21 protein-coding genes and 2 tRNA genes are annotated in these 20,509 nt (G+C 68.0%); 12 read left to right on the top strand and 11 right to left on the bottom strand.

Annotation, left to right across the window (positions count from 1 at the left end; translation table 11 throughout):
• Window positions 1–18: 18 nt before the first annotated feature.
• Both fabF and H7F30_RS09320 read left to right on the top strand, forming a co-directional pair.
• A complete protein-coding gene (fabF, locus tag H7F30_RS09325) occupies window positions 19–1,269 on the top strand; it encodes a beta-ketoacyl-ACP synthase II (protein ID WP_187034726.1) in 1,251 nt (416 codons plus the stop codon).
• Complete coding sequence (locus H7F30_RS09320) at window positions 1,266–2,681, top strand: acyl-CoA carboxylase subunit beta (RefSeq protein ID WP_047312084.1); 1,416 nt, start codon at window positions 1,266–1,268, stop codon at window positions 2,679–2,681. Before fabF ends, H7F30_RS09320 begins: the two co-directional genes overlap by 4 nt.
• A gap of 79 nt (window positions 2,682–2,760) precedes the next feature.
• Here the strand turns inward: H7F30_RS09320 and H7F30_RS09315 are convergent, their stop codons facing one another.
• Both H7F30_RS09315 and H7F30_RS09310 read right to left on the bottom strand, forming a co-directional pair.
• Window positions 2,761–3,270, bottom strand: coding sequence for a DUF3145 domain-containing protein (locus H7F30_RS09315; protein WP_370563187.1), 510 nt, complete (start codon window positions 3,268–3,270; stop codon window positions 2,761–2,763).
• Window positions 3,271–3,431: 161 nt separating this feature from the next.
• A tRNA-Ile gene (locus H7F30_RS09310) sits at window positions 3,432–3,505 on the bottom strand.
• A gap of 206 nt (window positions 3,506–3,711) precedes the next feature.
• Here H7F30_RS09310 and H7F30_RS09305 point away from each other — a divergent pair.
• The 4 genes from H7F30_RS09305 to H7F30_RS09290 all read left to right on the top strand — a co-directional run bounded on the left by H7F30_RS09305 (window position 3,712) and on the right by H7F30_RS09290 (window position 7,032).
• Complete coding sequence (locus H7F30_RS09305; protein WP_187034723.1) at window positions 3,712–4,500, top strand: amino acid ABC transporter ATP-binding protein; 789 nt, start codon at window positions 3,712–3,714, stop codon at window positions 4,498–4,500.
• A gap of 34 nt (window positions 4,501–4,534) precedes the next feature.
• Window positions 4,535–5,362 carry a glutamate ABC transporter substrate-binding protein gene (locus H7F30_RS09300; RefSeq protein ID WP_047312082.1) on the top strand — a complete coding sequence of 276 codons (828 nt, stop codon included), beginning with the start codon at window positions 4,535–4,537 and terminating at the stop codon, window positions 5,360–5,362.
• A gap of 75 nt (window positions 5,363–5,437) precedes the next feature.
• Entirely contained in the window at window positions 5,438–6,118 is a 681-nt protein-coding gene (locus H7F30_RS09295) for an amino acid ABC transporter permease (RefSeq protein WP_047312081.1), read from the top strand.
• Window positions 6,115–7,032: an amino acid ABC transporter permease gene (locus H7F30_RS09290; RefSeq protein ID WP_187034721.1), complete on the top strand. Its 918-nt coding sequence runs from the start codon at window positions 6,115–6,117 to the stop codon at window positions 7,030–7,032. The genes H7F30_RS09295 and H7F30_RS09290 overlap by 4 nt, the downstream gene beginning before the upstream one ends.
• Window positions 7,033–7,148: 116 nt before the next feature.
• Here the strand turns inward: H7F30_RS09290 and H7F30_RS09285 are convergent.
• The 5 genes from H7F30_RS09285 to H7F30_RS09265 all read right to left on the bottom strand — a co-directional run bounded on the left by H7F30_RS09285 (window position 7,149) and on the right by H7F30_RS09265 (window position 11,260).
• Window positions 7,149–7,221 (bottom strand) — tRNA-Asn (locus H7F30_RS09285).
• Between the two features lie 97 nt (window positions 7,222–7,318).
• Window positions 7,319–9,289, bottom strand: coding sequence for a DNA primase (gene dnaG, locus H7F30_RS09280; protein ID WP_187034719.1), 1,971 nt, complete (start codon window positions 9,287–9,289; stop codon window positions 7,319–7,321).
• Between the two features lie 62 nt (window positions 9,290–9,351).
• On the bottom strand, window positions 9,352–10,575 hold the full coding sequence (locus H7F30_RS09275) for a deoxyguanosinetriphosphate triphosphohydrolase (RefSeq protein WP_255465014.1): 1,224 nt from the start codon (window positions 10,573–10,575) through the stop codon (window positions 9,352–9,354).
• Entirely contained in the window at window positions 10,572–10,985 is a 414-nt protein-coding gene (locus tag H7F30_RS09270; protein WP_187034717.1) for a DUF3806 domain-containing protein, read from the bottom strand. The genes H7F30_RS09275 and H7F30_RS09270 overlap by 4 nt, the downstream gene beginning before the upstream one ends.
• Window positions 10,985–11,260, bottom strand: coding sequence for a DUF2277 domain-containing protein (locus H7F30_RS09265; protein WP_187034715.1), 276 nt, complete (start codon window positions 11,258–11,260; stop codon window positions 10,985–10,987). Before H7F30_RS09265 ends, H7F30_RS09270 begins: the two co-directional genes overlap by 1 nt.
• 68 nt (window positions 11,261–11,328) lie before the next feature.
• Here H7F30_RS09265 and H7F30_RS09260 point away from each other — a divergent pair, with 68 nt between their 5' ends.
• Entirely contained in the window at window positions 11,329–12,192 is an 864-nt protein-coding gene (locus H7F30_RS09260) for a sulfurtransferase (RefSeq protein ID WP_047312077.1), read from the top strand.
• A gap of 82 nt (window positions 12,193–12,274) precedes the next feature.
• Here H7F30_RS09260 and mqo read toward each other — a convergent pair whose 3' ends face one another.
• Window positions 12,275–13,777 (bottom strand): malate dehydrogenase (quinone), encoded by a 1,503-nt coding sequence (mqo, locus tag H7F30_RS09255; protein WP_255464726.1) that lies wholly within the window; start codon window positions 13,775–13,777, stop codon window positions 12,275–12,277.
• A 98-nt stretch (window positions 13,778–13,875) separates the two neighbouring features.
• Window positions 13,876–15,084, bottom strand: coding sequence for a tRNA dihydrouridine synthase DusB (dusB, locus tag H7F30_RS09250; RefSeq protein ID WP_118912637.1), 1,209 nt, complete (start codon window positions 15,082–15,084; stop codon window positions 13,876–13,878).
• 71 nt (window positions 15,085–15,155) lie between these two features.
• On the opposite strand from dusB, the gene H7F30_RS09245 reads away from it, so the two are divergent.
• From H7F30_RS09245 to H7F30_RS09225, 5 genes are read left to right on the top strand one after another with little or no spacing between them, the layout of a single operon-like run.
• Window positions 15,156–15,485, top strand: a complete 330-nt coding sequence (locus tag H7F30_RS09245) for a DUF6703 family protein (protein ID WP_047312074.1) — start codon at window positions 15,156–15,158, stop codon at window positions 15,483–15,485.
• A 43-nt stretch (window positions 15,486–15,528) separates the two neighbouring features.
• Window positions 15,529–16,491 carry a metal ABC transporter substrate-binding protein gene (locus tag H7F30_RS09240; RefSeq protein WP_255464725.1) on the top strand — a complete coding sequence of 321 codons (963 nt, stop codon included), beginning with the start codon at window positions 15,529–15,531 and terminating at the stop codon, window positions 16,489–16,491.
• Window positions 16,488–17,333, top strand: coding sequence for a metal ABC transporter ATP-binding protein (locus tag H7F30_RS09235; protein ID WP_129665359.1), 846 nt, complete (start codon window positions 16,488–16,490; stop codon window positions 17,331–17,333). The genes H7F30_RS09240 and H7F30_RS09235 overlap by 4 nt, the downstream gene beginning before the upstream one ends.
• Window positions 17,326–18,333, top strand: a complete 1,008-nt coding sequence (locus tag H7F30_RS09230; protein ID WP_047312071.1) for a metal ABC transporter permease — start codon at window positions 17,326–17,328, stop codon at window positions 18,331–18,333. The genes H7F30_RS09235 and H7F30_RS09230 overlap by 8 nt, the downstream gene beginning before the upstream one ends.
• Window positions 18,320–18,730 carry a Fur family transcriptional regulator gene (locus tag H7F30_RS09225; protein WP_118912642.1) on the top strand — a complete coding sequence of 137 codons (411 nt, stop codon included), beginning with the start codon at window positions 18,320–18,322 and terminating at the stop codon, window positions 18,728–18,730. The genes H7F30_RS09230 and H7F30_RS09225 overlap by 14 nt, the downstream gene beginning before the upstream one ends.
• A 35-nt stretch (window positions 18,731–18,765) precedes the next feature.
• On the opposite strand, the gene H7F30_RS09220 is transcribed toward H7F30_RS09225, so the two are convergent.
• The gene (locus H7F30_RS09220; protein ID WP_187034709.1) at window positions 18,766–19,662 is read right to left on the bottom strand and encodes an isoprenyl transferase; all 897 of its coding nucleotides are present in this window, start codon (window positions 19,660–19,662) and stop codon (window positions 18,766–18,768) included.
• Window positions 19,659–20,456, bottom strand: coding sequence for a DNA repair protein RecO (gene recO / locus H7F30_RS09215; RefSeq protein WP_129665351.1), 798 nt, complete (start codon window positions 20,454–20,456; stop codon window positions 19,659–19,661). Before recO ends, H7F30_RS09220 begins: the two co-directional genes overlap by 4 nt.
• Window positions 20,457–20,509: the final 53 nt, after the last annotated feature.

The raw sequence follows: 20,509 nt of genomic DNA, 5'->3' as shown, positions 1-20,509 counted from the left end.
CACCGAGGAGTTCGCCTCATGAGCGAGAACCGCCGAGTCGTCATCACCGGCCTTGGAGCCACCACTCCGCTGGGCGCCACCGCGCCCGCCACCTGGGAAGCTCTGCTGGCCGGCAAGAGCGGCGCCCGCACCCTTGAGGAGAGCTGGGTGAGCGAGTACGAGCTGCCCGTCACCTTCGCCGCCACGCTCGCCGAGAGCCCTGCCTCGACGCTGGCGAAGGTCGAGCTCAAGCGCATGGACCCGTTCACGCAGTACGCCATGGTGGCGGCCCGTGAGGCGTGGGCCGACGCCGGCTCCCCCGAGGTCGAGCCGGAGCGTCTCGCCTCCGCCATCGGTACGGGTATCGGCGGCGTGCAGTCGCTGCTCGACCAGTACGACGTGCTCAAGGAGAAGGGTGCGCGTCGCATCTACCCCCTCACTGTGCCGATGCTCATGCCGAACGCTGCCTCCGGCAACGTGTCGATGGAGTTCGGCGCCAAGGCGGGCGCTCACACGTCGGTTTCCGCGTGTTCCTCGGGTGCGGAGTCGATGGGCTTCGCGGCCCAGATGATCGCCTCCGGTCGAGCCGACATGGCCATCGCCGGCGGTAGCGAAGCACCGATGCACCCGCTGCCGATCGCCGGTTTCGCTGCTGCGCGCGCCATGTCGACGCGCAACGACTCCCCCGAGACTGCTTCGCGTCCGTGGGCTCCCGACCGTGACGGCTTCGTGCTCGGCGAGGGCGCGGCTGTCGTCGTGCTCGAGGAGTACGAGCACGCCAAGGCCCGTGGCGCCACGATCTACGCCGAGTTCGCGGGGCTGGGAATGTCCGCTGACTCCTACCACATCACCGCCGGCGACCCGGAGGGTGCAGGTGCCGCTCGCGCCATGACCGAGGCCATCACGAGCGCCGGGCTGACGCCCGCCGACATCGTGCACATCAACGCCCACGCCACCTCGACGCCGGTCGGTGACGTCGCGGAAGCCACCGCGATCCGCCGTGCGTTCGGTGACGCTGCCGGTGGCATCGCGGTCACCGGCACGAAGTCGATGACGGGCCACCTCCTCGGTGCCGCAGGTGCACTCGAGACGCTCATCGCGGCGCTCACCGTCCATCACCGCCTCGTGCCGGCCACGATCAACGTCGACGAGGTGGACGAGCCGTTCGCCGACCTCGACCTCGTGCGCGGCGAGGCGCGCAAGCTGCCCGACGGCGACGTCGCCGTTCTCAACAACTCGTTCGGCTTCGGCGGCCACAACGTCGCCGTAACCCTCAGGAGTGCTTCATGAACGCCCTCACCGCTGCGCCGGAGGCGCCTGCCGCCGACCCGCGCGACCCGAACCTGCGTCTGGAGAACTTCCTCGACGACGGCACGGTGGAGATCATCAACGAGGTCGAGAAGTCGGGCTTCGTCTCGGCGCGTGGCCGCGCGAACGGCGCACCCGTCGTCGTGTTCTGCTCCGACGCTCGCGTCCAGGGCGGTGCCATGGGCGTCGAGGGCTGCAAGGCCATCGTCGAGGCGTACGACATCGCTCTCGCCGAAGGCACGCCGATCATCGGCCTGTGGCACTCGGGTGGTGCCCGCCTCGCGGAGGGCGTGGTCAGCCTCCACGCCGTGGGTGAGGTGTTCGCCATCATGACGCGCGCCTCGGGCAAGATCCCGCAGATCTCCGTCGTCATCGGCGCGGCCGCGGGCGGCGCGGCGTACGGCCCGGCCCTCACGGACGTCGTCATCATGGCCGAGAAGGGCCGCATCTTCGTCACCGGTCCTGACGTCGTGCGCAGCGTCACCGGCGAGAACGTCGACGCCGCGCGTCTGGGTGGCCCGGAGCCACACGGGCGTCGTTCGGGTGTGGTCCACGTCGTGACGGAGACCGAGGACGAGGCGTTCGAGCGCGGACGCCTGCTCGCCTCCCTCATGGCCGATCAGCGTGAGTTCGATGTCGCGGGCACCGAGGAGCGCGACCTGGGCGAGACGTTCCCGGAGAACGCGAAGCGTGCCTACGACGTGCACCCGCTCGTCGACAACCTCTTCGACGACGCGGCCGAGATCATCGAGCTCCACGCGAAGTGGGCGCCGAACATCGTCACGGCTCTGGGGCGTTTCGGCGGACGCACGGTCGGCGTCATCGCGAACAACCCGATGCGCCTCGGTGGCTGCCTCGACTCCCCCGCCGCCGAGAAGACGGCCCGCTTCGTGCGTATGTGCGACGCGTTCGGCATCCCGCTCGTCGTCCTCGTCGACGTTCCGGGTTACCTGCCGGGCGTCGGGCAGGAGTGGGACGGTGTCGTGCGCCGCGGCGCGAAGCTGCTGCACGCGTTCGGCGAGTCGGTGGTCCCGCGCGTGACGCTCGTGACGCGCAAGACGTACGGCGGCGCGTACATCGCGATGAACAGCCGTTCGCTCGGCGCGACGAAGGTGTTCGCGTGGCCGAGCGCGGAGGTGGCCGTCATGGGTCACGTCGCGGCCGTGCGCATCCTGCACCGCCGTCGTCTGGCCGAGGTCGAGATCGACGACCGTGCGCGCGTCGAGGAGGAACTGGCAGCGGAGCACGCAGTGCTCGCCGGTGGCTTGGAGCGTGCGCAGGAGATCGGTGTCGTCGACGAGGTCGTCGAGCCGACGAAGACGCGCGGAGCACTCGTGGCTGCGCTCGCCGAGGCTCCGGCTCGCCGAGGCGAGCACGGCAACATTCCGCTGTGACGTTCGCTCACTGACTGCACGCGAAAGGGCGGTGCCTCCCCCAGAGGAAGGCACCGCCCTTTGGTGTGTGGGCGTCAGGTCAGCCGACGCGGTGGAGCCAGCGCACGGGCGCACCGTCACCGGCGTACCGGAAGGGCTCCAGTTCCTGGTCCCAGGCCGTGCCGAGCAGTTCGGCCATCTCGGCGCGGAACTCCTGCGGGTCGCCGCCGCTCGCCATGAGTGCGCTGCGCAGTCGGTCCTCGCTGACGACGGCGTCGCCGCTGGCGGAGGTCCAGGTGTGATGGATGCCCAGGCTGGGCGTGTGCGACCAACGCGAGCCGTCCGTGCCGGCCGAGGGCTCTTCGGTGACCTCGTAGCGCACGTGATCCCAGCCGCGCAGGGCGCTGGCGAGCCGCGCGCCGGTACCGGCGTCACCGGCCCAGCTGAACTCGGTGCGCACGAGGCCGGGCGCGACGGGCTGATCGGTCCACTCGAGGGACACGTCGAGGCCCAGGATGCTCTCCAGGGCCCATTCGATGTGCGGGCACAGCGCCGCTGGGGTGGAGTGAACGAACACCACCCCGCGGGTCATGACGCGTGTCGACGTCATCGACATCCGAACCTCCTGTGTGCGCGAGGGACGTCTTCCCCAACGACCTCATGCGATTTCAGGTGTTCGAACTGTGCGGTTGTGGCCCCATCATGCCTCACGGGCACGGCGAAGGCGAGAACGCCACGCGGGCGGGCGCGGTCGAAAACTGGACTTCGGAGTAGGGCGGGTGGGGCTTGAACCCACGACCCAAGGATTATGAGTCCTCTGCTCTGACCGGCTGAGCTACCGCCCCGAGCCCGGCGCTCAGGCGCCCGGCACTCGCGGAAGTGTAGCCGCTCGCCCCCAAGGACGAGTCCGCAGCCAACACCGGGTGCAGCGCCCACGTGGCCGCGAACCTCCAAAACCCCGTCATACCTATGCTTGTGTGTTTGTACCGATTAGGTCACAGGTGAGCATCCGGTAGCGCTCATCCGTGCAGGCGTTACTACGCTCACATCCATGACTGGAGCCACCACTGCCACCGAGCAGTCCGACATCCGGGCGAAGCGCGGCGAGCCGCTCGTCGTTCTCGAGGGTGTCAACAAGCACTACGGTGACCTGCATGTCCTGAAGGACATCAACCTCACGATCAACCGCGGCGAGGTCGTCGTCATCCTCGGCCCGTCGGGTTCGGGTAAGTCGACGCTGTGCCGCACGATCAACCGCCTCGAGACGATCGAGAACGGCACGATCCAGATCGACGGCAAGGAGCTTCCCGCCGAGGGAGCGGGCCTCGCGAAGCTGCGCGCCGACGTCGGGATGGTCTTCCAGTCGTTCAACCTCTTCGCCCACAAGACGATTCTCGACAACGTGACCCTCGGCCCGATCAAGGTGCGCAAGAAGTCCAAGGGCGACGCCGAGTCGCGCGCCATGGAACTGCTCAAGCGCGTGGGCGTCGACCACCAGGCCAAGAAGTTCCCGGCCCAGCTCTCCGGCGGTCAGCAGCAGCGTGTGGCCATCGCGCGCTCTCTCGCCATGGAGCCGAAGGTCATGCTCTTCGACGAGCCCACCTCCGCCCTCGACCCCGAGATGATCAACGAGGTCCTCGACGTCATGGCGCAGCTGGCCAAGGAGGGCATGACGATGATCGTCGTCACGCACGAGATGGGCTTCGCCCGTCGCGCTGCCGACCGCGTCATCTTCATGGCCGACGGCGAGATCCTCGAGCAGGCTGAGCCCGAAGAGTTCTTCACCAACCCCAAGTCCGATCGCGCCAAGGATTTCCTCGGCAAGATCCTCACCCACTGACCCTCGGGTCAGGTCTTTTACCAGGAGGAAATCCATGATGAAGCGCGCAATCGCCACGGTCGGCGTCGCGTCCCTCGCCCTCGGCCTCAGCGCCTGTGGCGGCAGTGACGACGAGTCGAGCTCCGGCTCGGGCGACAAGGTCAAGATCGGCATCAAGTTCGACCAGCCGGGTCTCGGCCTCAAGGCCGGTTCCGACTACAAGGGTCTCGACGTCGACGTCGCCAAGTACGTCGCCAAGGAAATGGGCTACGAGGCGGACAAGATCGAGTTCGTCGAAACGCCGTCCAAGCAGCGCGAGAAGATGCTCGAGAACGGCTCCGTGAAGATGATCTTCGCGACCTACTCGATCACCGACAAGCGCAAGAAGGTCGTCTCCTTCGGCGGCCCCTACTTCATCGCCGGCCAGTCGGTCCTCGTGAAGTCGGACAGCTCGATCAAGAGCGTCTCCGACCTGTCGGGCAAGAAGGTCTGCTCCGTCACCGGTTCGACGTCGGTCGACAACCTCAAGGAGAAGCAGCCGAACCTCGTGCCCCAGAAGTACGACAAGTACTCCGAGTGTGCTGACGCTCTCGCCTCGGGCGCCATCGAGGCCATGACGACGGACAACACGATCCTCGCCGGCTACGCCAACCAGGATGCCTACAAGGGCAAGTTCAAGCTCGTCGGTGACCCGTTCACCGAGGAGAAGTACGGCGTCGGCTTGAAGAAGGGCGACAAGGCCACCTGCGAGAAGGTCAACGCCGCGATCAAGAAGATGGTCGACTCCGGCGAGTGGAAGAAGGCCGTCGAGGCCAACCTCGGCGCCGACTTCAAGTACGACACCAAGGTGAACCCGCCGAAGTCGTTCGAAGCCTGCTCCTGATCTATCTGACGCGGCGGGTGGGGCCGGTGAACTTTCACCAGCCCCACCCGCCTCGCACGTTCCGAAAGGCATTGCATGTCAACGCTTTTCAGCGATTATGATCTGCTGTCCGCGCTGTGGATGACGATCAAGCTGACGATTGCTGCGGCTATCGGTTCCCTCGTCGTGGGCACCCTGGTCGCCGTTCTGCGCATGTCGCCGGTGCCGATGCTGCGTTTCCTGGGCACCTCGTACGTCAACATCTTCCGCAACACGCCGCTGACGCTCATCATCCTGTCGTGCAACCTCGTGCTGTGGGCAAAGCTGGGTATAAACCTTGCGGACAGCAAGAGCCCCGACTTCTTCGACACGAACAACTTCCGCCTCGCGGTCGTCGGTCTCGTGCTCTATCACGCGTCGTACGTCTGCGAGTCGCTGCGTTCCGGTGTGAACACCATTCCGCTCGGGCAGGCCGAGGCCGCTCGCTCGATCGGTCTGACGTTCGGGCAGTCGCTGCGCGAGGTCATCCTCCCCCAGGCCTTCCGCGGCTCGATTGTTCCGTTGGGCAACGCCCTCATCGCCCTCACGAAGAACACGACGGTCGCCGTCGTCATCGGCGTGGCTGAAATGGCGGCGATGCTCGCGAAGGTCACCGAGGACGACCCGGGTCTGCTCAACCAGGCCTTCGTGGCCTCGGCGATCGCCTTCGTCCTCCTGACCCTGCCGACCGGACTTCTCGTCGGCCACCTCGGCAAGAAGTTGGCGGTGAAGCGATGAGCGCCGGAGTTCTCTTCGACGCGCCGGGCCCCAAGGCCCGCCGTCGTCACATGATCCTGACCGGGTTCGGTGTCCTGCTGTTGGCAGCCGTCCTCTGGGTCGTCTACAAGCGACTTGACGACAAGGGACAGTTCACGGCCGCCATGTGGAAGCCGTTCACGGACCCTGAGCTGTGGAAGGAGTACATCCTCCCCGGCCTCGTGGGCACGCTGAAGGCGGCCTTCGCCGGCATGATCGGCGCGACGATCTTCGGTGTCATCTTCGCGATGGCTCGCATGTCGCAGATCAAGCCCCTGAGCTGGGCCGCGGGTGTCATCGTCGAGTTCGGGCGCGCCGTCCCCGTCCTGCTCATGATGCTGTTTCTCTACGGCGCACTCACCCGCGGCGGCGCCGAGGACATCCACGCCTTCATCGCGACCGTCACGGCCCTCGTCATCTACAACGGTTCCGTGGTCGCCGAGGTCATCCGCTCCGGCGTCGACCAGCTGCCCAAGGGCCAGCGCGAGGCGGGTGTCGCGATCGGTCTGACCGACTCGCAGACGCTGCGTTCGATCCTGCTCCCCCAGGCTGTCACCGCGATGCTGCCGACCCTGATCAGCCAGCTCGTCGTCATCCTCAAGGACACGGCGCTGGGTTACCAGGTTCAGTACGGCGAGATGCTCTACAAGGGCAAGAACGCCTCGACGATCTTCGCCAACATCGTGCCGACGCTCATCGTCATCGGCACGATCTACATCCTGCTCAACTACGCGATCTCCAAGGTCGCCGTGCTCGCTGAGAAGTGGCTGCAGAACCGCGGCCGCGCAGCCGAGGACGGCGCTCAGGGCGGCGGCCCGGCGGGCGGCGTCACAGCCGGTGTCGCAACGGTCGGGGCCCCCGGCGTCGACCTCGCCGTACACAACAAACAGGTGTAGGTCGATCCCTCGACGAGGCCCCCACGATCTGATCGCGGGGGCCTCGTTTCGTACCTGTTCACCTGCCCGGAGAAGGGCAACGAAAAAGGGCCGCTTTCGCGGCCCTTCTCGTTGTGCTCCCCCACTTGGACTCGAACCAAGAACCCTCCGATTAACAGTCGAATGCTCTGCCAATTGAGCTATAGGGGAATGCTTGACCCAGCGGCCCGGGCTCTCACCCGAACGTTTGGCGCGCCGTAACTGTAGCAAAGGTTTCTCAGCCGTTCATAATCGCCTTGCCACCGGTTCAGCGCATGCCGGCCTCACGCAGTCGGTTGAGCTGAGTCTGCAGTTCGAACAGCCTCGCGCTGGCCGCGCGGGAGTCGTCGGCGTAACCGCTCGCGCCCGGGTCCAGACGGCGCAGGCGGCCCAGAGCGTCGGCGATCGCCGCGTTGAGCGCGCCCTCCTGCACGTTCTGGATGAGCGCCCCGACGTAGCGCTCGTCGGGGCGCCCCGTCGTCGGGTCGAGCTTCGTCGGCAGGTCGCGCACCACAAGTTCGGTGAGCACGTCGTGCAACTGCGGGTCGGTGCTCGAGCGGATGGCCTCGTTCCACGCCCCGATGGACGTCACACGTGACGGCCCGCCCGCCTTGATCGCAGCATCCAGGATGAACCGGTGCGCCGGTGCGCGAAGGTCGCCGGGGCGCAGTTGCTCGAAGACGGTGCCCTTCAACGACTCGGGGTACTGAAGCATCACCTGGAGCAACTGCCGCTCCCCCGCGATCGTCGGATCACGAGGATCCGGCTTGGGGATACGCGGACGCTCCGGCGCGACCGGGATGCCCGCGTCGGGGCGACTGGCTGTCTCGTTCTGCTGCTGCCCCTCAGGTGGACGCTGGGCCGTGGCACGCCGGTTCTCGTAGCGTCGAGCCGTACCGCCCTTGGGCGCGGTGCGAACGGCGGCGTTGAGCTGTTCGATCTCGACACCGATCCAGCCCGCCACCGTGCGCACGTACTCCGGACGCAACGTCGTGTCGCGGATACCCGCGATGATCGGCGCAACAGCCTTCATCGCCGATACGCGGCCCTCGGCGTGGTCGAGATCGAACCCGGAGATCGTCGTACGCACCGCGAACTCGAACATGGGCACCGCGTCGTCGATGAGGGCCTTGACCGCCTCGTCGCCGTGGCGCAGCCGCAGGTCGCACGGGTCCATACCGTCCTTCGCGACGGCCACGAACGACTGGGACGCCCAGCGCTGATCCTCCTCGAACGCCTTCATCGCTGCCTTCTGGCCGGCTGCGTCGCCGTCGAAGGTGAAGATGACACGGGCCGGCGTACCACCGGCCTCGTCCCGCATGATGCGGCGCAACGACTTGATGTGGTCGACGCCGAAGGCCGTGCCACAGGTCGCGACGGCGTTGTCGACGCCGGCCAGGTGCGCGGCCATGACATCGGTGTACCCCTCGACGACGACAGCGCGGCGCTCACGCGAGATCGTCTTCTTCGCGAGGTCGAGGCCGTAAAGCATGTGGGTCTTCTTGTAGATCGGCGTCTCGCTCGTGTTGAGGTACTTCGCCTCGATGCGGTCGTCGTCGAAGATCCGGCGCGCGCCGAAGCCGACGGTGTCGCCCGTGATGTCACGGATCGGCCACACCACTCGCCCGCGGAAGCGGTCGTAGAGCCCGCGCGAGGACTGCCCCGCCAGACCAGAGGCCGTCATCTCGTCGGGGTTGAAGCCCTTGGCCTGGAGGTGCGCGACAAGAGCGTCACCGGAACGCGGCGCAAAGCCGACGCCGAAGTGCTTGGCGTGGGTGCCGTTGAAGCCCTTGGCCCGCAGGAAGTCACGCCCGGCGCGGGCATGCTCGCCCTTGTCGCCGATGAGCCGCTCGAGGTAGAACTCCTCGGCCACCCGGTGGGCCTCGACGAGACGCATGCGGCGCCCGGCCGGCTCGCGGTCGGGCCGCTCGCCCTCCTCGTAGCGCAGCTCCAAGCCGACCTTCGCGGCCAGACGCTCGACGGCGTCCGTGAACGTGAGGTGCTCGAGCTCCATGACGAAGGAGATGACGTCGCCCGACTGGCCACACCCGAAGCAGTGGTAAACGCCGACAGCGGGGCGCACGGTGAAACTCGGCGTCTTCTCGTCGTGGAACGGGCACAGACCCTTGAGCGAACCGGCACCGGCCCGACGCAGCGTGACGTGCTCGGAGACGACGTCCTCGATGTCCACGCGGTCCTTGACAGCAGCGATGTCCTCCGCCTTGATGAGACCGGCCACGTCGCTCCTTCCGGGATCTTCACGCGTCCCCTCAGTTTAGGCGCGAGGGGTGTTCGCCTGGCTCAGTGACTGTGGACGCCGAGGCGCACGGCCCGGGCGTCCGTCAGGCTCGCCACTTGGTCCACGACGACGCGCAGCGCCTCCGCGTCCGACGTGGCGTGTTCGATGTCGTCGAGGAACATGGGGTCCATGTCGTCCGGATGCTCGGCGAAGTGCGCCACGAGCGCCTCCACGACCTCACGCTGCCGTGTGTGCTGTTCGTCGCGCATCGGAGTGAACATGACGAAGTGCGCCGAGATTCCCTTGAGCACGGCCACCTGAGCGCGCACGTCGTCCGGGATGACGAGGCGTGCCTCGTAGCGCACGAGCGGGGCACTGCCGTAGCGCTCCCGCGTGGCGTCCTCGGGCGCTGCCGCGAAGCGTCCGACGAGGGTGCTCGTCATGTCCTTGAGAGCCGCGAGATCGCGGCGGGTGCCGTCGTACGTCGCTGGAAGGTCGTCACGCAGAACCCGTTCCAGCGCTTCGTCGAGGACTGCCGCCGGCAGGTCGGGCGCATACATCCGTGCGGCCACCTCGACGACAGCCGTCCGCTCCGCCGTGCCGCCGAGCGCCTTCAGGTCCAGGGCCTCGGCCGCGATGGCGTCCTCGACGTCGTGCACGCTGTAGGCCACGTCGTCGGCCCAGTCCATGATCTGCGCCTCGAGACACGTGCCGCCTTCCACACCGTCACGCACGAAGTCGAAGACGTCGCGATCGTCCTCGTACACCCCGAACTTGCGGGAGCCCTCGGGGCCATGGCCGCGCCGCCAGGGGTACTTCGTCGACGCGTCGAGCGTCGCCCGCGTGAGGTTGAGCCCGGCAGGGCGCCCCTTCGGGGTCTGACGCTTCGCCTCGAGGCGTGTGAGGAGTCGGAACGTCTGGGCGTTGCCCTCGAAACCACCGATGTCGTCGCACAGAGCGTCAAGGACCTGCTCACCGAAGTGCCCGAACGGTGGGTGCCCCAGATCGTGGGCCAAACATGCGGCGTCGACGACGTCGCTGTTGCACCCGAGAGCGTCTGCCAGTTCGCGCCCGATCTGCGCCACCTCGAGTGAATGTGTCAACCGGTTGCGAACGAAATCGTCCGTACCTGCCTGCCACACCTGCGTTTTCGTCGACAACCGGCGCAAGGCCGCCGAGTGGACGATGCGCGCCCTGTCGCGCGCGAAGTCATCACGATCGGAGCGCTTACGTGTCAGATCCTCGACGACGTAACGCTCGCGGTCGGCGGCGGTGTAGGCGTTCAGCGAAGGGCCTCGAGCTGGTTGCGAAGGTCGGTGGCCCAGCCGTTGAGCCAGTCGCGGCGCATCTCGTTCCAGGCGTCTGCGATGAAGTCGCTGGGGAACATGATGCTCGACTCGTCCGGCAGGGAAAGACCCAGGTCGCGGCCGTCCGCATCGGTGATGACGCGCCACTCGAGGACGGACTCCAGCGTCAGCCACTGGCCGAGCGCGAAGCCGAGCATGGCGACGAACGGCGTCGGATCCTCACGCTCGTCCTCGTCCTGGTCAAGGACGTCGTCGACGTAGCTCTCGTACGCGCGATCGATGGAGCGGACATCCGTGACGTCGATGTTCCAGCGCGCAGCATCGTCGAGCCACTTGTCGAGCACCTCCTGCTCGGCCGGCCCCACGGGTTCGATGGTGATCTCGCTCATCAGCTGGCCCTCCCGTAACGCACGCGAGCGCGCTCGCGTGCCTTGATCGCTTCGACCTCTCGGTCCTTCGGCGGCGCGTAGGTGACCAGGGAGTCGATGAGTTCGCGCGACGCGGCGGTGATCGCCTCGACGGCCGCCTCGTACGCGGCCTCGTTGGCGGCGGAGGGCTTGGTGGATCCACCGATCTTGCGCACGTACTGCAACGCTGCGGCGCGCACCTCGTCGTCGGTGGCCGGAGGCTCGAAGTTGTTCAACGGACGGATGTTGCGGCACATGCGCATAGCGTTGCACATTCCGCCCACTACGACGGCAGTCGAGCGGCCCCGCCCACTACGCTGAGAGCATGACTCGCCTCCCGCACCCCCTGGTCTCGGCCACGCGCCTGAAGCAGCGCCTCGACGCCGGTGAACCCATCACGCTGCTCGACGCGCGGTGGGTGCTCGGTGGCGAATCGCAGCGTCCTGCCTACGCAGAAGCTCACCTTCCCGGCGCACGCTGGGTGGAGTTCGAGGACGCCCTCACCGGAACGCCGGGCGACGGCGGAGAAGGTGGCCGTCACCCCATGCCGAACCGGAAGAGCTTTCAGTCGGCCATGCGCGCCGCCGGCGTGATGAACGACGTTCCGGTCGTCGTCTACGACGCCTCCAACTCCCTGGCGGCCGCCCGTGCGTGGTGGCTTCTGCGCTACTTCGGCAAGCTCGACGTCCAGGTCCTCGACGGAGGGTTCGACGCCTGGGTCGCCGCGGGTGGCGACGTCGTGCCCGGCGAGGACTCCGCCGCCGAGGAAGGCGACTTCGTCGCCACACCGCGCCATCTCACCGCCGTCGACGCCGAAGGCGCAGCCGACCTCGCAGACCGCCACCTGCTCATCGACGCCCGATCCCCCGAACGTTTTGCCGGCCAGAACGAACCGGTCGACGCCGTCGCCGGACGCATCCCCGGCGCCGTCAACATCCCCGCCCTGTCGAACGTCGGCCCAGACGGGCGCTTCCTGTCGACCGACGACCTCGCCATGCGGTTCACCGCCAAGGGCCTGCCCACGCACCAGCGCGTCGGCGTGTACTGCGGCTCCGGTGTGCAGGCCATGCACCTGGCTCTCGCCCTCGAGGTGAGCGGCGTCTTCCCGGACCCGGCCGTCTACGTCGGATCGTGGTCGGACTGGATCACCGATCCCGATCGTCCGGTCGAGAGCGACGCCTGGACCTGAGCCCCCGTTCCACCGACGAAACGGCCGTGGCCGCTCCCCGACTGATCGGGAGCGGCCACGGCCGTTCGGCGTGCGGTGTGGCTCAGACGCGCTTGGGCAGGCCCAGGGTGACGTCGGCCTCGGCCTCGAGCTCGAGCGCCTTCTCCGGCTCGGCCTTCATGTCGGTGCCGAGCGTCGGCATGACCGAGCGCAGCTCGTTCTCCCACGTGCTCCACTCGTCCTTGAACGACGTGCGCAGGATGTCGAGCGCGATCGGCACTGCGGTGGACGCACCCGGCGAGGCGCCGAGCACGCCGGCGATCGAGCCGTTCGCCGAGCTGATGACCTCGGTACCGAACTGGAGCGTGCCCTTCGTGCCCGAAGCGGGCTTGATGATCTGCGCGCGCTGACCGGCGACGAAGAGCTTCCAGTCCTCGCTCTTGGCCGTCGGGGCGAAGTCACGCAGCGCCTCGATGCGCTTGGCCTGGTTGGCGATGAGGTCCTGCGCCAGCACCTTCGTCAGGCCGAGGTTGTCGAGACCGGCCGTCGCGATCGGCAGGAGGTTGTCACCGCGCAGCGACGCGAAGAGGTCGAGAACCGAGCCCTCCTTGAGGAACTTCGGCACGAGGCCCGCGAACGGGCCGAACAGCGCGGTGCGCTGGCCGTCGATGATGCGGGCGTCGAGGTGCGGCATCGACATGGGCGGAGCACCCTCGGCGGCCTTGCCGTACACCTTCGTGTTGTGCTTCGAGGTGAGCGCCGTGTTCTCCGTTGACAGGAACGTGCCGGAGACCGGGAACAAGCCGTAACCCTTGACCTCGGGAACGCCCGCCTTGCGCAGCAGCTTCAGCGTGTAGCCGCCGGCGCCGACGAGCACGAGCTTCGTGCGCACCGTCTTGGCGGCACCGTCACGCAGGTTCTTGACCGCGACGTTCCACATGCCGTCGGAGTTGCGCGAGATGTCGGTGACGTCGTGCTCGAGCTCCAGCGAACCACCGCGGGCCGTGAAGTCGGTGAAGAGCTGTCGCGTCACGGCACCGAAGTCGACGTCGGTACCGCTCGGGGCATAGGTGGCGGCGATCTTCTCACCAGCAGGGCGGCCCTCGATGAGCATCGGCGACCACTGCTCGATCTGGCCGTAGTCCTCCGAGTGCTCCATGTCGTGGAAGAACGGGTGCGCCGAGAGAAGACGGTGACGCTCACGCAGGAACTTCTGGTTCGCGTCGCCCTTGACGAACGACATGTGCGGCGTGTTGTTGATGAACGTCGACGGCTCACGCAGAGCGCCCTCGCGCACGAGCGAACCCCAGAAGGTCTTCGTCGTCATGAACTGCGAGTGGATGCCGATGGCCTTCGTGATGTCGACGCTGCCGTCGGGCATCTCAGGCGTGTAGTTGAGCTCGCACAGCGCCGCGTGGCCGGTGCCCGCGTTGTTCCAGCCGTTCGACGACTCCTTCGCCACGGCGTCCAGACGCTCGTAGACGCTCAGTTTCCACTCGGGGTGGACTCGCTGGATCATGGCCGCCAGCGTCGCGCTGACGATGCCGCCTCCGACGAGAACGACGTCCACGGACTCGGATGCGCTCTTCGCGCCCTCGTTGTTCACCCACATACCCCTTCACATCGCGTATTCAGGCTCTCCCGACGACGATACTCGGCGGTCACGACCCGCGGCCACTCGGTGTGCACGCTGTGACGCGTTGCTCAGCCGCCGGAGTTCTCCGCCTCGGCCTCGGCGACCCACGCCGCCTGCTGCGCGGTGAGGTCCTGCGTGTCCAGCCACCCCTCGGGCAGGACGACGCGTCGCTCGCTTCCGGCGCGACCGCGCGGCCCCTCTGCGGGGGCTCCGGGCCACGGCTGGTCGAGGTCGAGGCTCGCGATGAGGTCGTCGAGCGAGGCGAGCGAATCGACGAGCGCCAACTGGTGGCGAAGCTGCGAGCCGACGGGGAAGCCCTTGAAGTACCAGGCGATGTGCTTGCGAATGTCGCGGCAGCCCTTGACCTCGTCGTCGTAGAACTCGACGAGGTACTCGGCGTGACGACGCAGCGTGGCGCACACCTCCCCGAGGCCGGGGTCGACGCGGGCGTCGGAGCCGGCGAAGGCAGCAGCGAGTTCGGTGAAGAGCCACGGACGACCGAGGCAGCCGCGTCCGACGACGACGCCGTCGCACCCGGTCTCGGTGACCATGCGCAGCGCGTCGTCTGCGGACCAGATGTCGCCGTTGCCGAGCACGGGGATGCTCGTCACCGTCTGCTTGAGGTCGCGGATGGCGCTCCAGTCGGCGTGACCCGAATAGGCCTGCGACGCGGTGCGCGCGTGGAGCGCGACGGCGGCCGCGCCCTCGCCCTCGGCGATGCGGCCGGCCTCGAGGAAGGTCAGGTGGTCGGCGTCGATGCCCTTGCGCATCTTGACGGTGACGGGAATGTCATACGGCGCCGCTTCACGGATGACCGAGCTGACGATGCCGCGGAACAGCTCCGTCTTCCACGGCAGGGCCGAGCCGCCGCCCTTGCGCGTCACCTTGGGTACCGGGCAGCCGAAGTTGAGGTCGATGTGGTCGGCGCGTCCCTCGCTCGCGAGGATGCGGGCCGCGCGTCCGGCGTTGACCGGATCGGTGCAGTACAGCTGGATCGAGCGAGGGTTCTCGTCCGGGTCGGTTTCGATGAGCTTCATCGTGATGGGGGTGCGCTCGACGAGGGCGCGCGAGGTGATCATCTCGCTGACGTAGAGCGACGTCGCACCGCTCGCCCCACCGGCCACGGCGCCCTCGGTGCCGTACTGACGACACAGGCGTCGGAAGGCCCGGTTCGTGATGCCCGCCATCGGCGCGAGCACAACCGGGGAGTCGATCGTGTGGCGCCCGATCTGCAGGGGCGCGAGAACGGGCGTGGCGGGGCGGTCGAGAACAGTCATCGCGTCCCATTCTCCCACCTCGCAGCGAGTGCCCCGAAAGCGCGAGCGCGGGCGTCCACTACGCTTGTTCGGTGCCCGAGAACGAGTCCACGAACGACCAGCGCCCCGAAGTCTCCGTCAGCACGACGCGCGCGAAGGTGATGCACGCGTCCGACCCCGCCGTCGGCGCGATGGCCCGCCTCCCCCAGGGCGCCGTCGTCACGGCGTTCGTCGTCGTCATGGTGATCGGCATCGTCTTCCGGGGCGTCATCGGCGCGATCTGCTTCGGCCTCGTCTCGCTCGTGCTGGGCTGGCTGCTCTACCTGTCGTGGAACCAACTGCGCCCCGTCGACCGACTGGCGCGCGCCGCCGTCCTGTGTCTGACGGTGGCCGTCACCGTCGTCCTCGCCGTTCCCAAGTGAGCGATTTTGACAATGATTCTCACTTGAGGTGAGAATGGTTGTCATGCTTCGCACCTCACGCCTCAGCCTCGCCGCATCCGCCCTCGTCGCCACCACGGCCCTCACGGCCTGTGGTTCGGGATCGTCGAATTCGGGTTCGGGCGACAAGGTCGAGACGGTCGCGAGCTTCTACGCCCTGCAGTACGCGCTCGAGCGCATCGGCGGCGACCGTGTGGAGGTCTCCTCGCTGACGAAGCCCGGGCAGGAGCCGCACGACATCGACCCCTCGCCCAAACAGATCGCCTCGCTGGCCGACGCCGACCTCGCGGTCTACCTCAAGGGGTTCCAGCCGAGCGTCGACGCGGCCGTCTCCTCGAACGCGAAGAAGGACAAGACGCTCGACGTCGCACCCGATGCGGACATGACGCTCAAGCTGTCGTCGACCGAGAGTGTCGGCGGCGAGGCCCACGAGCACAGCGAGGGCGACGGGCACGACCACAGCGGGGACACGGACCCGCACTTCTGGCTCGACCCGGTGCGCTACAAGGCCGTCGTTCAGACCGTCGGTGCGCGCCTGGCCAAGGCCGATCCGGAGGGCAAGGCCACGTACGAGGCGAACACGAAGAAGATGGTGGCCGACCTCGACGCGCTGAACACCGAGTTCAAGAGCGGCTTGGCGAACTGCACGAACAAGACCCTCGTCACGGGCCACGCGGCGTTCGGCTACCTCGCGAGCCGGTACGGTTTCACGCAGGTCGGCGTCAGCGGCGTCTCCCCCGAGGCCGAGCCCACGCCGCAGCGCCTCAAGGCCGTGGCCGCGTTCGCGAAGAAGCACGCCACGACGACGATCTACTCGGAGACCCTCGTCTCACCGAAGACCGCCGAAACGGTGGCCAAGCAGACCGGCGCGAAGGTCGCCGTGCTCGACCCGCTCGAAGGCCTGACCGACGCGAGCAAGGGCAAGAACTACTTCGAGGTCATGAAGTCCAACCTCACAACGCTGAAGCAGGGGCAAGGGTGCAAGTGAAGGACGACAGTGAGCCGGTGATCCGGCTGCGCTCGGCCGCGTTCGGCTACGAGGGGCGGGCCGTCGTCAGTGACGTCGACCTCGACATCAATCACGGCGAGATCATCGCGGTGCTCGGGCCGAACGGTTCCGGTAAGTCGACGCTGATGCGCGGCGTGCTCGGCCTCAACGACCACGTGAGCGGCGAGGTGGAGCTCTTCGGCACGCCCGCGGCCGAGTTCAAGGAGCGCACGCGCATCGGCTACGTGCCGCAGCGCCACACGCTCTCGGGGTCCGTTCGGGCGACGGTCGAGGAGATCGTCGAAGTCGGCCGGCTGCCGCACCGACGCTGGTACCAGCGCGCGAGCGCCGAGGATCGTCGTCTCGTCGCCGAGGCCCTTTCCGAGGTAGGCCTCGCCGACCGTGCGCTCGCCGACGTCTCCACGCTCTCGGGCGGTCAGCACCGTCGCGTCCTCATCGCTCGAGCGCTCGCCGCACAGCCGGACGTCCTCGTCATGGACGAGCCGACGGCGGGCGTCGACACGGCCAGCCAGGAGGTGCTCGCCGAGGTGCTCCAGAGCCTCGCCGCGACCGGTGTCACCATGGTGATCGTCACCCACGAGATCGAAGCGCTGCGCGGCGTCATCACCCGCGTCGTCGAGGTGACCCATGGGCACATCTCCTTCGACGGCACGCCCGGCGAGTACGGGCAGCGGTTCGCCCGCACCATCTCCGACGACCACCTGCACGTTCCCGGCGCTCACGACGCACACCACGACGCCGAGCACCACGTGCCCGGCCCGAGTTACGCCGTCGGACCGCTCGATCCGTCCCCACGCCACGAAGGAGGCCGACGTGGCTGAACTGTTCGCCCTCGACGCGATGCGTCACGCGCTCGTCGCGGCGCTGCTCGTCGGCGCTGCGGCGCCGGCGGTCGGCGTCTTCCTCGTCCAGCGCCGCCTGTCGCTCATCGGTGACGGCATCGGCCACGTCGCCCTAGCGGGCGTGGCCGTCGGTGTGCTCTTCTCGACGTCACCCATCCTGACGGCCCTCATCGCCGCCGTCCTGGCGGCGTGCGCCATCGAGTTCATTCGCCTGCGCGGCACGACGAACGCCGACGTGGCGCTGGCCGTCATGTTCTACGGCGGCATCGCGGCCGGCGTCGTGCTGCTGGCGCGCGCGGACAACGCGGGTCAGACGTCGATCAACCAGTACCTCTTCGGTTCGATCCTCACGACGGCCAGCGACCAGCTGTGGCAGTTCGGCGCCCTGGCGCTCGTCGCCGTCGGCGCCACGACGGTGCTGCGCAAGCGCCTTTTCGCCGTCGCGAACGACGAGGAGTACGCGCGTGCGGTCGGCCTCCCCGTCGTGCCGCTCAACCTCCTGCTGTCGATCCTCACGTCGGTGACGGTGGTGCTCTCGATGCGCGTCATCGGCCTGCTGCTCATCTCGGCGCTGATGATCCTGCCGAACGCGACCGGCCAGATCCTCGCCCGCAGCTTCCGCCTGACGACGGCGATCGCCGTGATCATCGGATGCCTCAGCGGCCTCAGCGGCGTCGTGTCGGCCTACTACCTCGACACCCCGCCCGGCGGAACGGTCGTGCTCGTGGCCGTCGGCATCTTCCTGGCCGCGTCCTTCGCGAGCGCCGTCGTGCGTTCCACTCGGGCGCGGCATGCGCGTCGGGTCACGCATCACGCGCACGAGCACCGAGAGGGTTGCGGTCACCCGACGGTGCGCCACGGCGACCACGTCGACTACCTTCACGACGGCGAGTACCACGCACCGCACAAGGACCACTGGGACGCTCACGCGCCCGCCGATGCTGCGCCGAGCCCGAGGAGGCACGATGTCGACGCGTAAGCCCACCCGCCAGCAGGCCGCCGTCAGCGCCAAGCTCGACGAACTTGACGACTTCACCTCAGCGCAGGAGTTGCACGCACAGCTGCGTGCTTCCGGCGAGACGGTCGGCCTCGCCACCGTCTACCGCACGCTGCAGAACCTCGCGGGCGACGGCACCGTTGACGTGCTGCGTACCGATGACGGCGAGGCGATCTACCGCAGCTGCGCGACGTCGAAGCATCACCACCACCTCGTGTGCCGTAACTGCGGACACACGGTCGAGGTGGAGGGCCCGACCGTCGAGCAGTGGGCCGATTCGGTGGCCGCGCACCACGGCTTCACCGAGGCGACACACCAGATCGAGATCTTCGGATTGTGCGCGCAGTGCTCGACGCGGAAGACGCACGTCTCGCTCTGACATCGCACAGCCTGCGCCTCGTCGGCGCGCGCTCGTCAGTCGATGAGGCCGTCGTCGTCGTAGATGCCACCGTCAGGGGCGTCGGGGTCGGCCATGAGCTGCGGGTCGTAGCCGGCCTTCGGCTTGGCCGCCGGCGCCGCGGCCGCTTGGCTCTCAGCCGCAGTCACCGCGTCGACGGCGCCGCCGTAGCGACGGTCGCGGCGGGCGTAGGTGTCGACGGCTTCCCAGAGCATCCGGCGGTCGAAGTCGGGCCACAGGGTGTCGAGGAAGACCATCTCCGCGTAGGTGCTCTGCCAGAGCTGGAAGTTGCTCGTGCGCTGCTCGCCGGAGCTGCGCACGAAGAGGTCGACGTCCGGAAGCTCGGGCGCGTAGAGGTAGCTCTGGATCGTCTTCTCGGTGATCTTCTTCGGCGACAGACGACCGGCGGCGACGTCCTCGGCCATGGCGCGAGTGGCGTCGACGAGTTCGGCACGACCGCCGTAGTTGACGCACATCTGCAGGGTGCAGACGGTGTTGTTCTTCGTGCGCTCCTCAGCGCGCTCGAGTTCGCGCACGACAGAGCGCCACAGGCGAGGCTTGCGGCCGCTCCAGATGACGCGCACGCCCCACGAGTCGAGCAGGTCGACGCGGCGACGGATCGTGTCGCGGTTGAAGCCCATGAGAAAGCGCACTTCCTCGGGCGAGCGGCGCCAGTTCTCCGTCGAGAAGGCGTAGGCGGAGATGTTCTTGACGCCGATGTCGATGCAGCCGGCGACGACGTCGATGAGCATCGCCTCGCCCGCCTCGTGGCCCTTGGTGCGCGGCAGGCCTCGCTCGTTCGCCCAGCGGCCGTTGCCGTCCATCACCATGGCGATGTGCTGAGGAATCAGCTCGGCCCGGATCGTCGGGGGCGTTGCTCCACTCGGGTGCGGTTCGGGCTTGATCGGCGTCACGAATGGTGTCCTTCCGAGGCGGTCGCGGGAGCAGCCGGACGAGCGGGTGCCGCGGCGATCTCGTGGTCTCCGCGGTCGACGTGGCGCAGCGAGCGTACGCCGTGTTCAAGGTGCCACTGTACGTACGAGGCGATGAGGGCACTCGACTGGCGGCGCACGCGATCATCGGTGGCGGCGACGCCGATCCAGTCGCCTCGCATGAGGGCGTCCATGAGGACGAAGGTCTCCGGCGCGGGCGCGCTTGAACCCGGTGGCCGGCACTGCGGACACACCGCTCCCCCGGACGCGACGTTGAACGAGCGGTGCGGACCCGGGTCGCCGCAGCCGGCGCAGTCGCGGAAGCTCGGCGTCCAGCCGGCCGTGGCGACGGCGCGCACGAGGTAGGCGTCGAGCACGAGGTAGGCCGGAATCTCGTTCTGCGCAAGGGCCGCCAGGGCTCCCGCGAGGAGGTTGAAGTGGGCGAGGACGCGGTCGGAATCCTCACAGAGCCGGTCGGCCGTCTCGAGCATGGCGGCGCAGGCGGTATAGGCCGAGTAGTCCTTGGAGATGGCGTCGCCGTACGGAGCGAGGATGTCGACCTGGGTCACGGTGTCGAGGTTGCGCCCCTCGTACATCTGCACGTCGATGACCATGCCCGGTTCGAGGCGCGCCCCGAACTTCGACTTCGTCTTACGCACGCCCTTCGCGACGGCACGCTTCTTGCCGTGGTTGCGGGTGAGCATCGTGATGATGCGATCGGCCTCCCCCAGCTTGTGGGTACGCAGCACGATCGCTGCGTCGCGGTAGAGGGCCATGACTCCATTGTCTCGCGGGCGTCAACACGGGGCGCGTGGGCGCGCCGTTGCCG

It is taken from the genome of Dermacoccus sp. PAMC28757, assembly GCF_014302635.1.
Lineage (GTDB): Bacteria > Actinomycetota > Actinomycetes > Actinomycetales > Dermatophilaceae > Dermacoccus > Dermacoccus abyssi.
The sequence above is the reverse complement of the archived record's forward strand: the minus strand, read 5'-3'. Positions and strand labels throughout refer to the sequence as shown.

Excerpts from the sequence above, each read along its gene's own strand:
- H7F30_RS09225 (WP_118912642.1), top strand. The coding sequence starts at position 18,320 with ATGTCGACGCGTAAGCCCACCCGCCAGCAGGCCGCCGTCAGCGCCAAG.
- H7F30_RS09265 (WP_187034715.1), bottom strand. The coding sequence starts at position 11,260 with ATGTGCCGCAACATCCGTCCGTTGAACAACTTCGAGCCTCCGGCCACC.
- fabF (WP_187034726.1), top strand. The coding sequence starts at position 19 with ATGAGCGAGAACCGCCGAGTCGTCATCACCGGCCTTGGAGCCACCACT.
- H7F30_RS09300 (WP_047312082.1), top strand. The coding sequence starts at position 4,535 with ATGATGAAGCGCGCAATCGCCACGGTCGGCGTCGCGTCCCTCGCCCTC.
- H7F30_RS09290 (WP_187034721.1), top strand. The coding sequence starts at position 6,115 with ATGAGCGCCGGAGTTCTCTTCGACGCGCCGGGCCCCAAGGCCCGCCGT.
- H7F30_RS09305 (WP_187034723.1), top strand. The coding sequence starts at position 3,712 with ATGACTGGAGCCACCACTGCCACCGAGCAGTCCGACATCCGGGCGAAG.
- H7F30_RS09320 (WP_047312084.1), top strand. The coding sequence starts at position 1,266 with ATGAACGCCCTCACCGCTGCGCCGGAGGCGCCTGCCGCCGACCCGCGC.
- H7F30_RS09295 (WP_047312081.1), top strand. The coding sequence starts at position 5,438 with ATGTCAACGCTTTTCAGCGATTATGATCTGCTGTCCGCGCTGTGGATG.
- H7F30_RS09260 (WP_047312077.1), top strand. The coding sequence starts at position 11,329 with ATGACTCGCCTCCCGCACCCCCTGGTCTCGGCCACGCGCCTGAAGCAG.
- H7F30_RS09270 (WP_187034717.1), bottom strand. The coding sequence starts at position 10,985 with ATGAGCGAGATCACCATCGAACCCGTGGGGCCGGCCGAGCAGGAGGTG.
- H7F30_RS09315 (WP_370563187.1), bottom strand. The coding sequence starts at position 3,270 with ATGACGTCGACACGCGTCATGACCCGCGGGGTGGTGTTCGTTCACTCC.
- dusB (WP_118912637.1), bottom strand. The coding sequence starts at position 15,084 with ATGACTGTTCTCGACCGCCCCGCCACGCCCGTTCTCGCGCCCCTGCAG.
- H7F30_RS09240 (WP_255464725.1), top strand. The coding sequence starts at position 15,529 with ATGCTTCGCACCTCACGCCTCAGCCTCGCCGCATCCGCCCTCGTCGCC.
- recO (WP_129665351.1), bottom strand. The coding sequence starts at position 20,456 with ATGGCCCTCTACCGCGACGCAGCGATCGTGCTGCGTACCCACAAGCTG.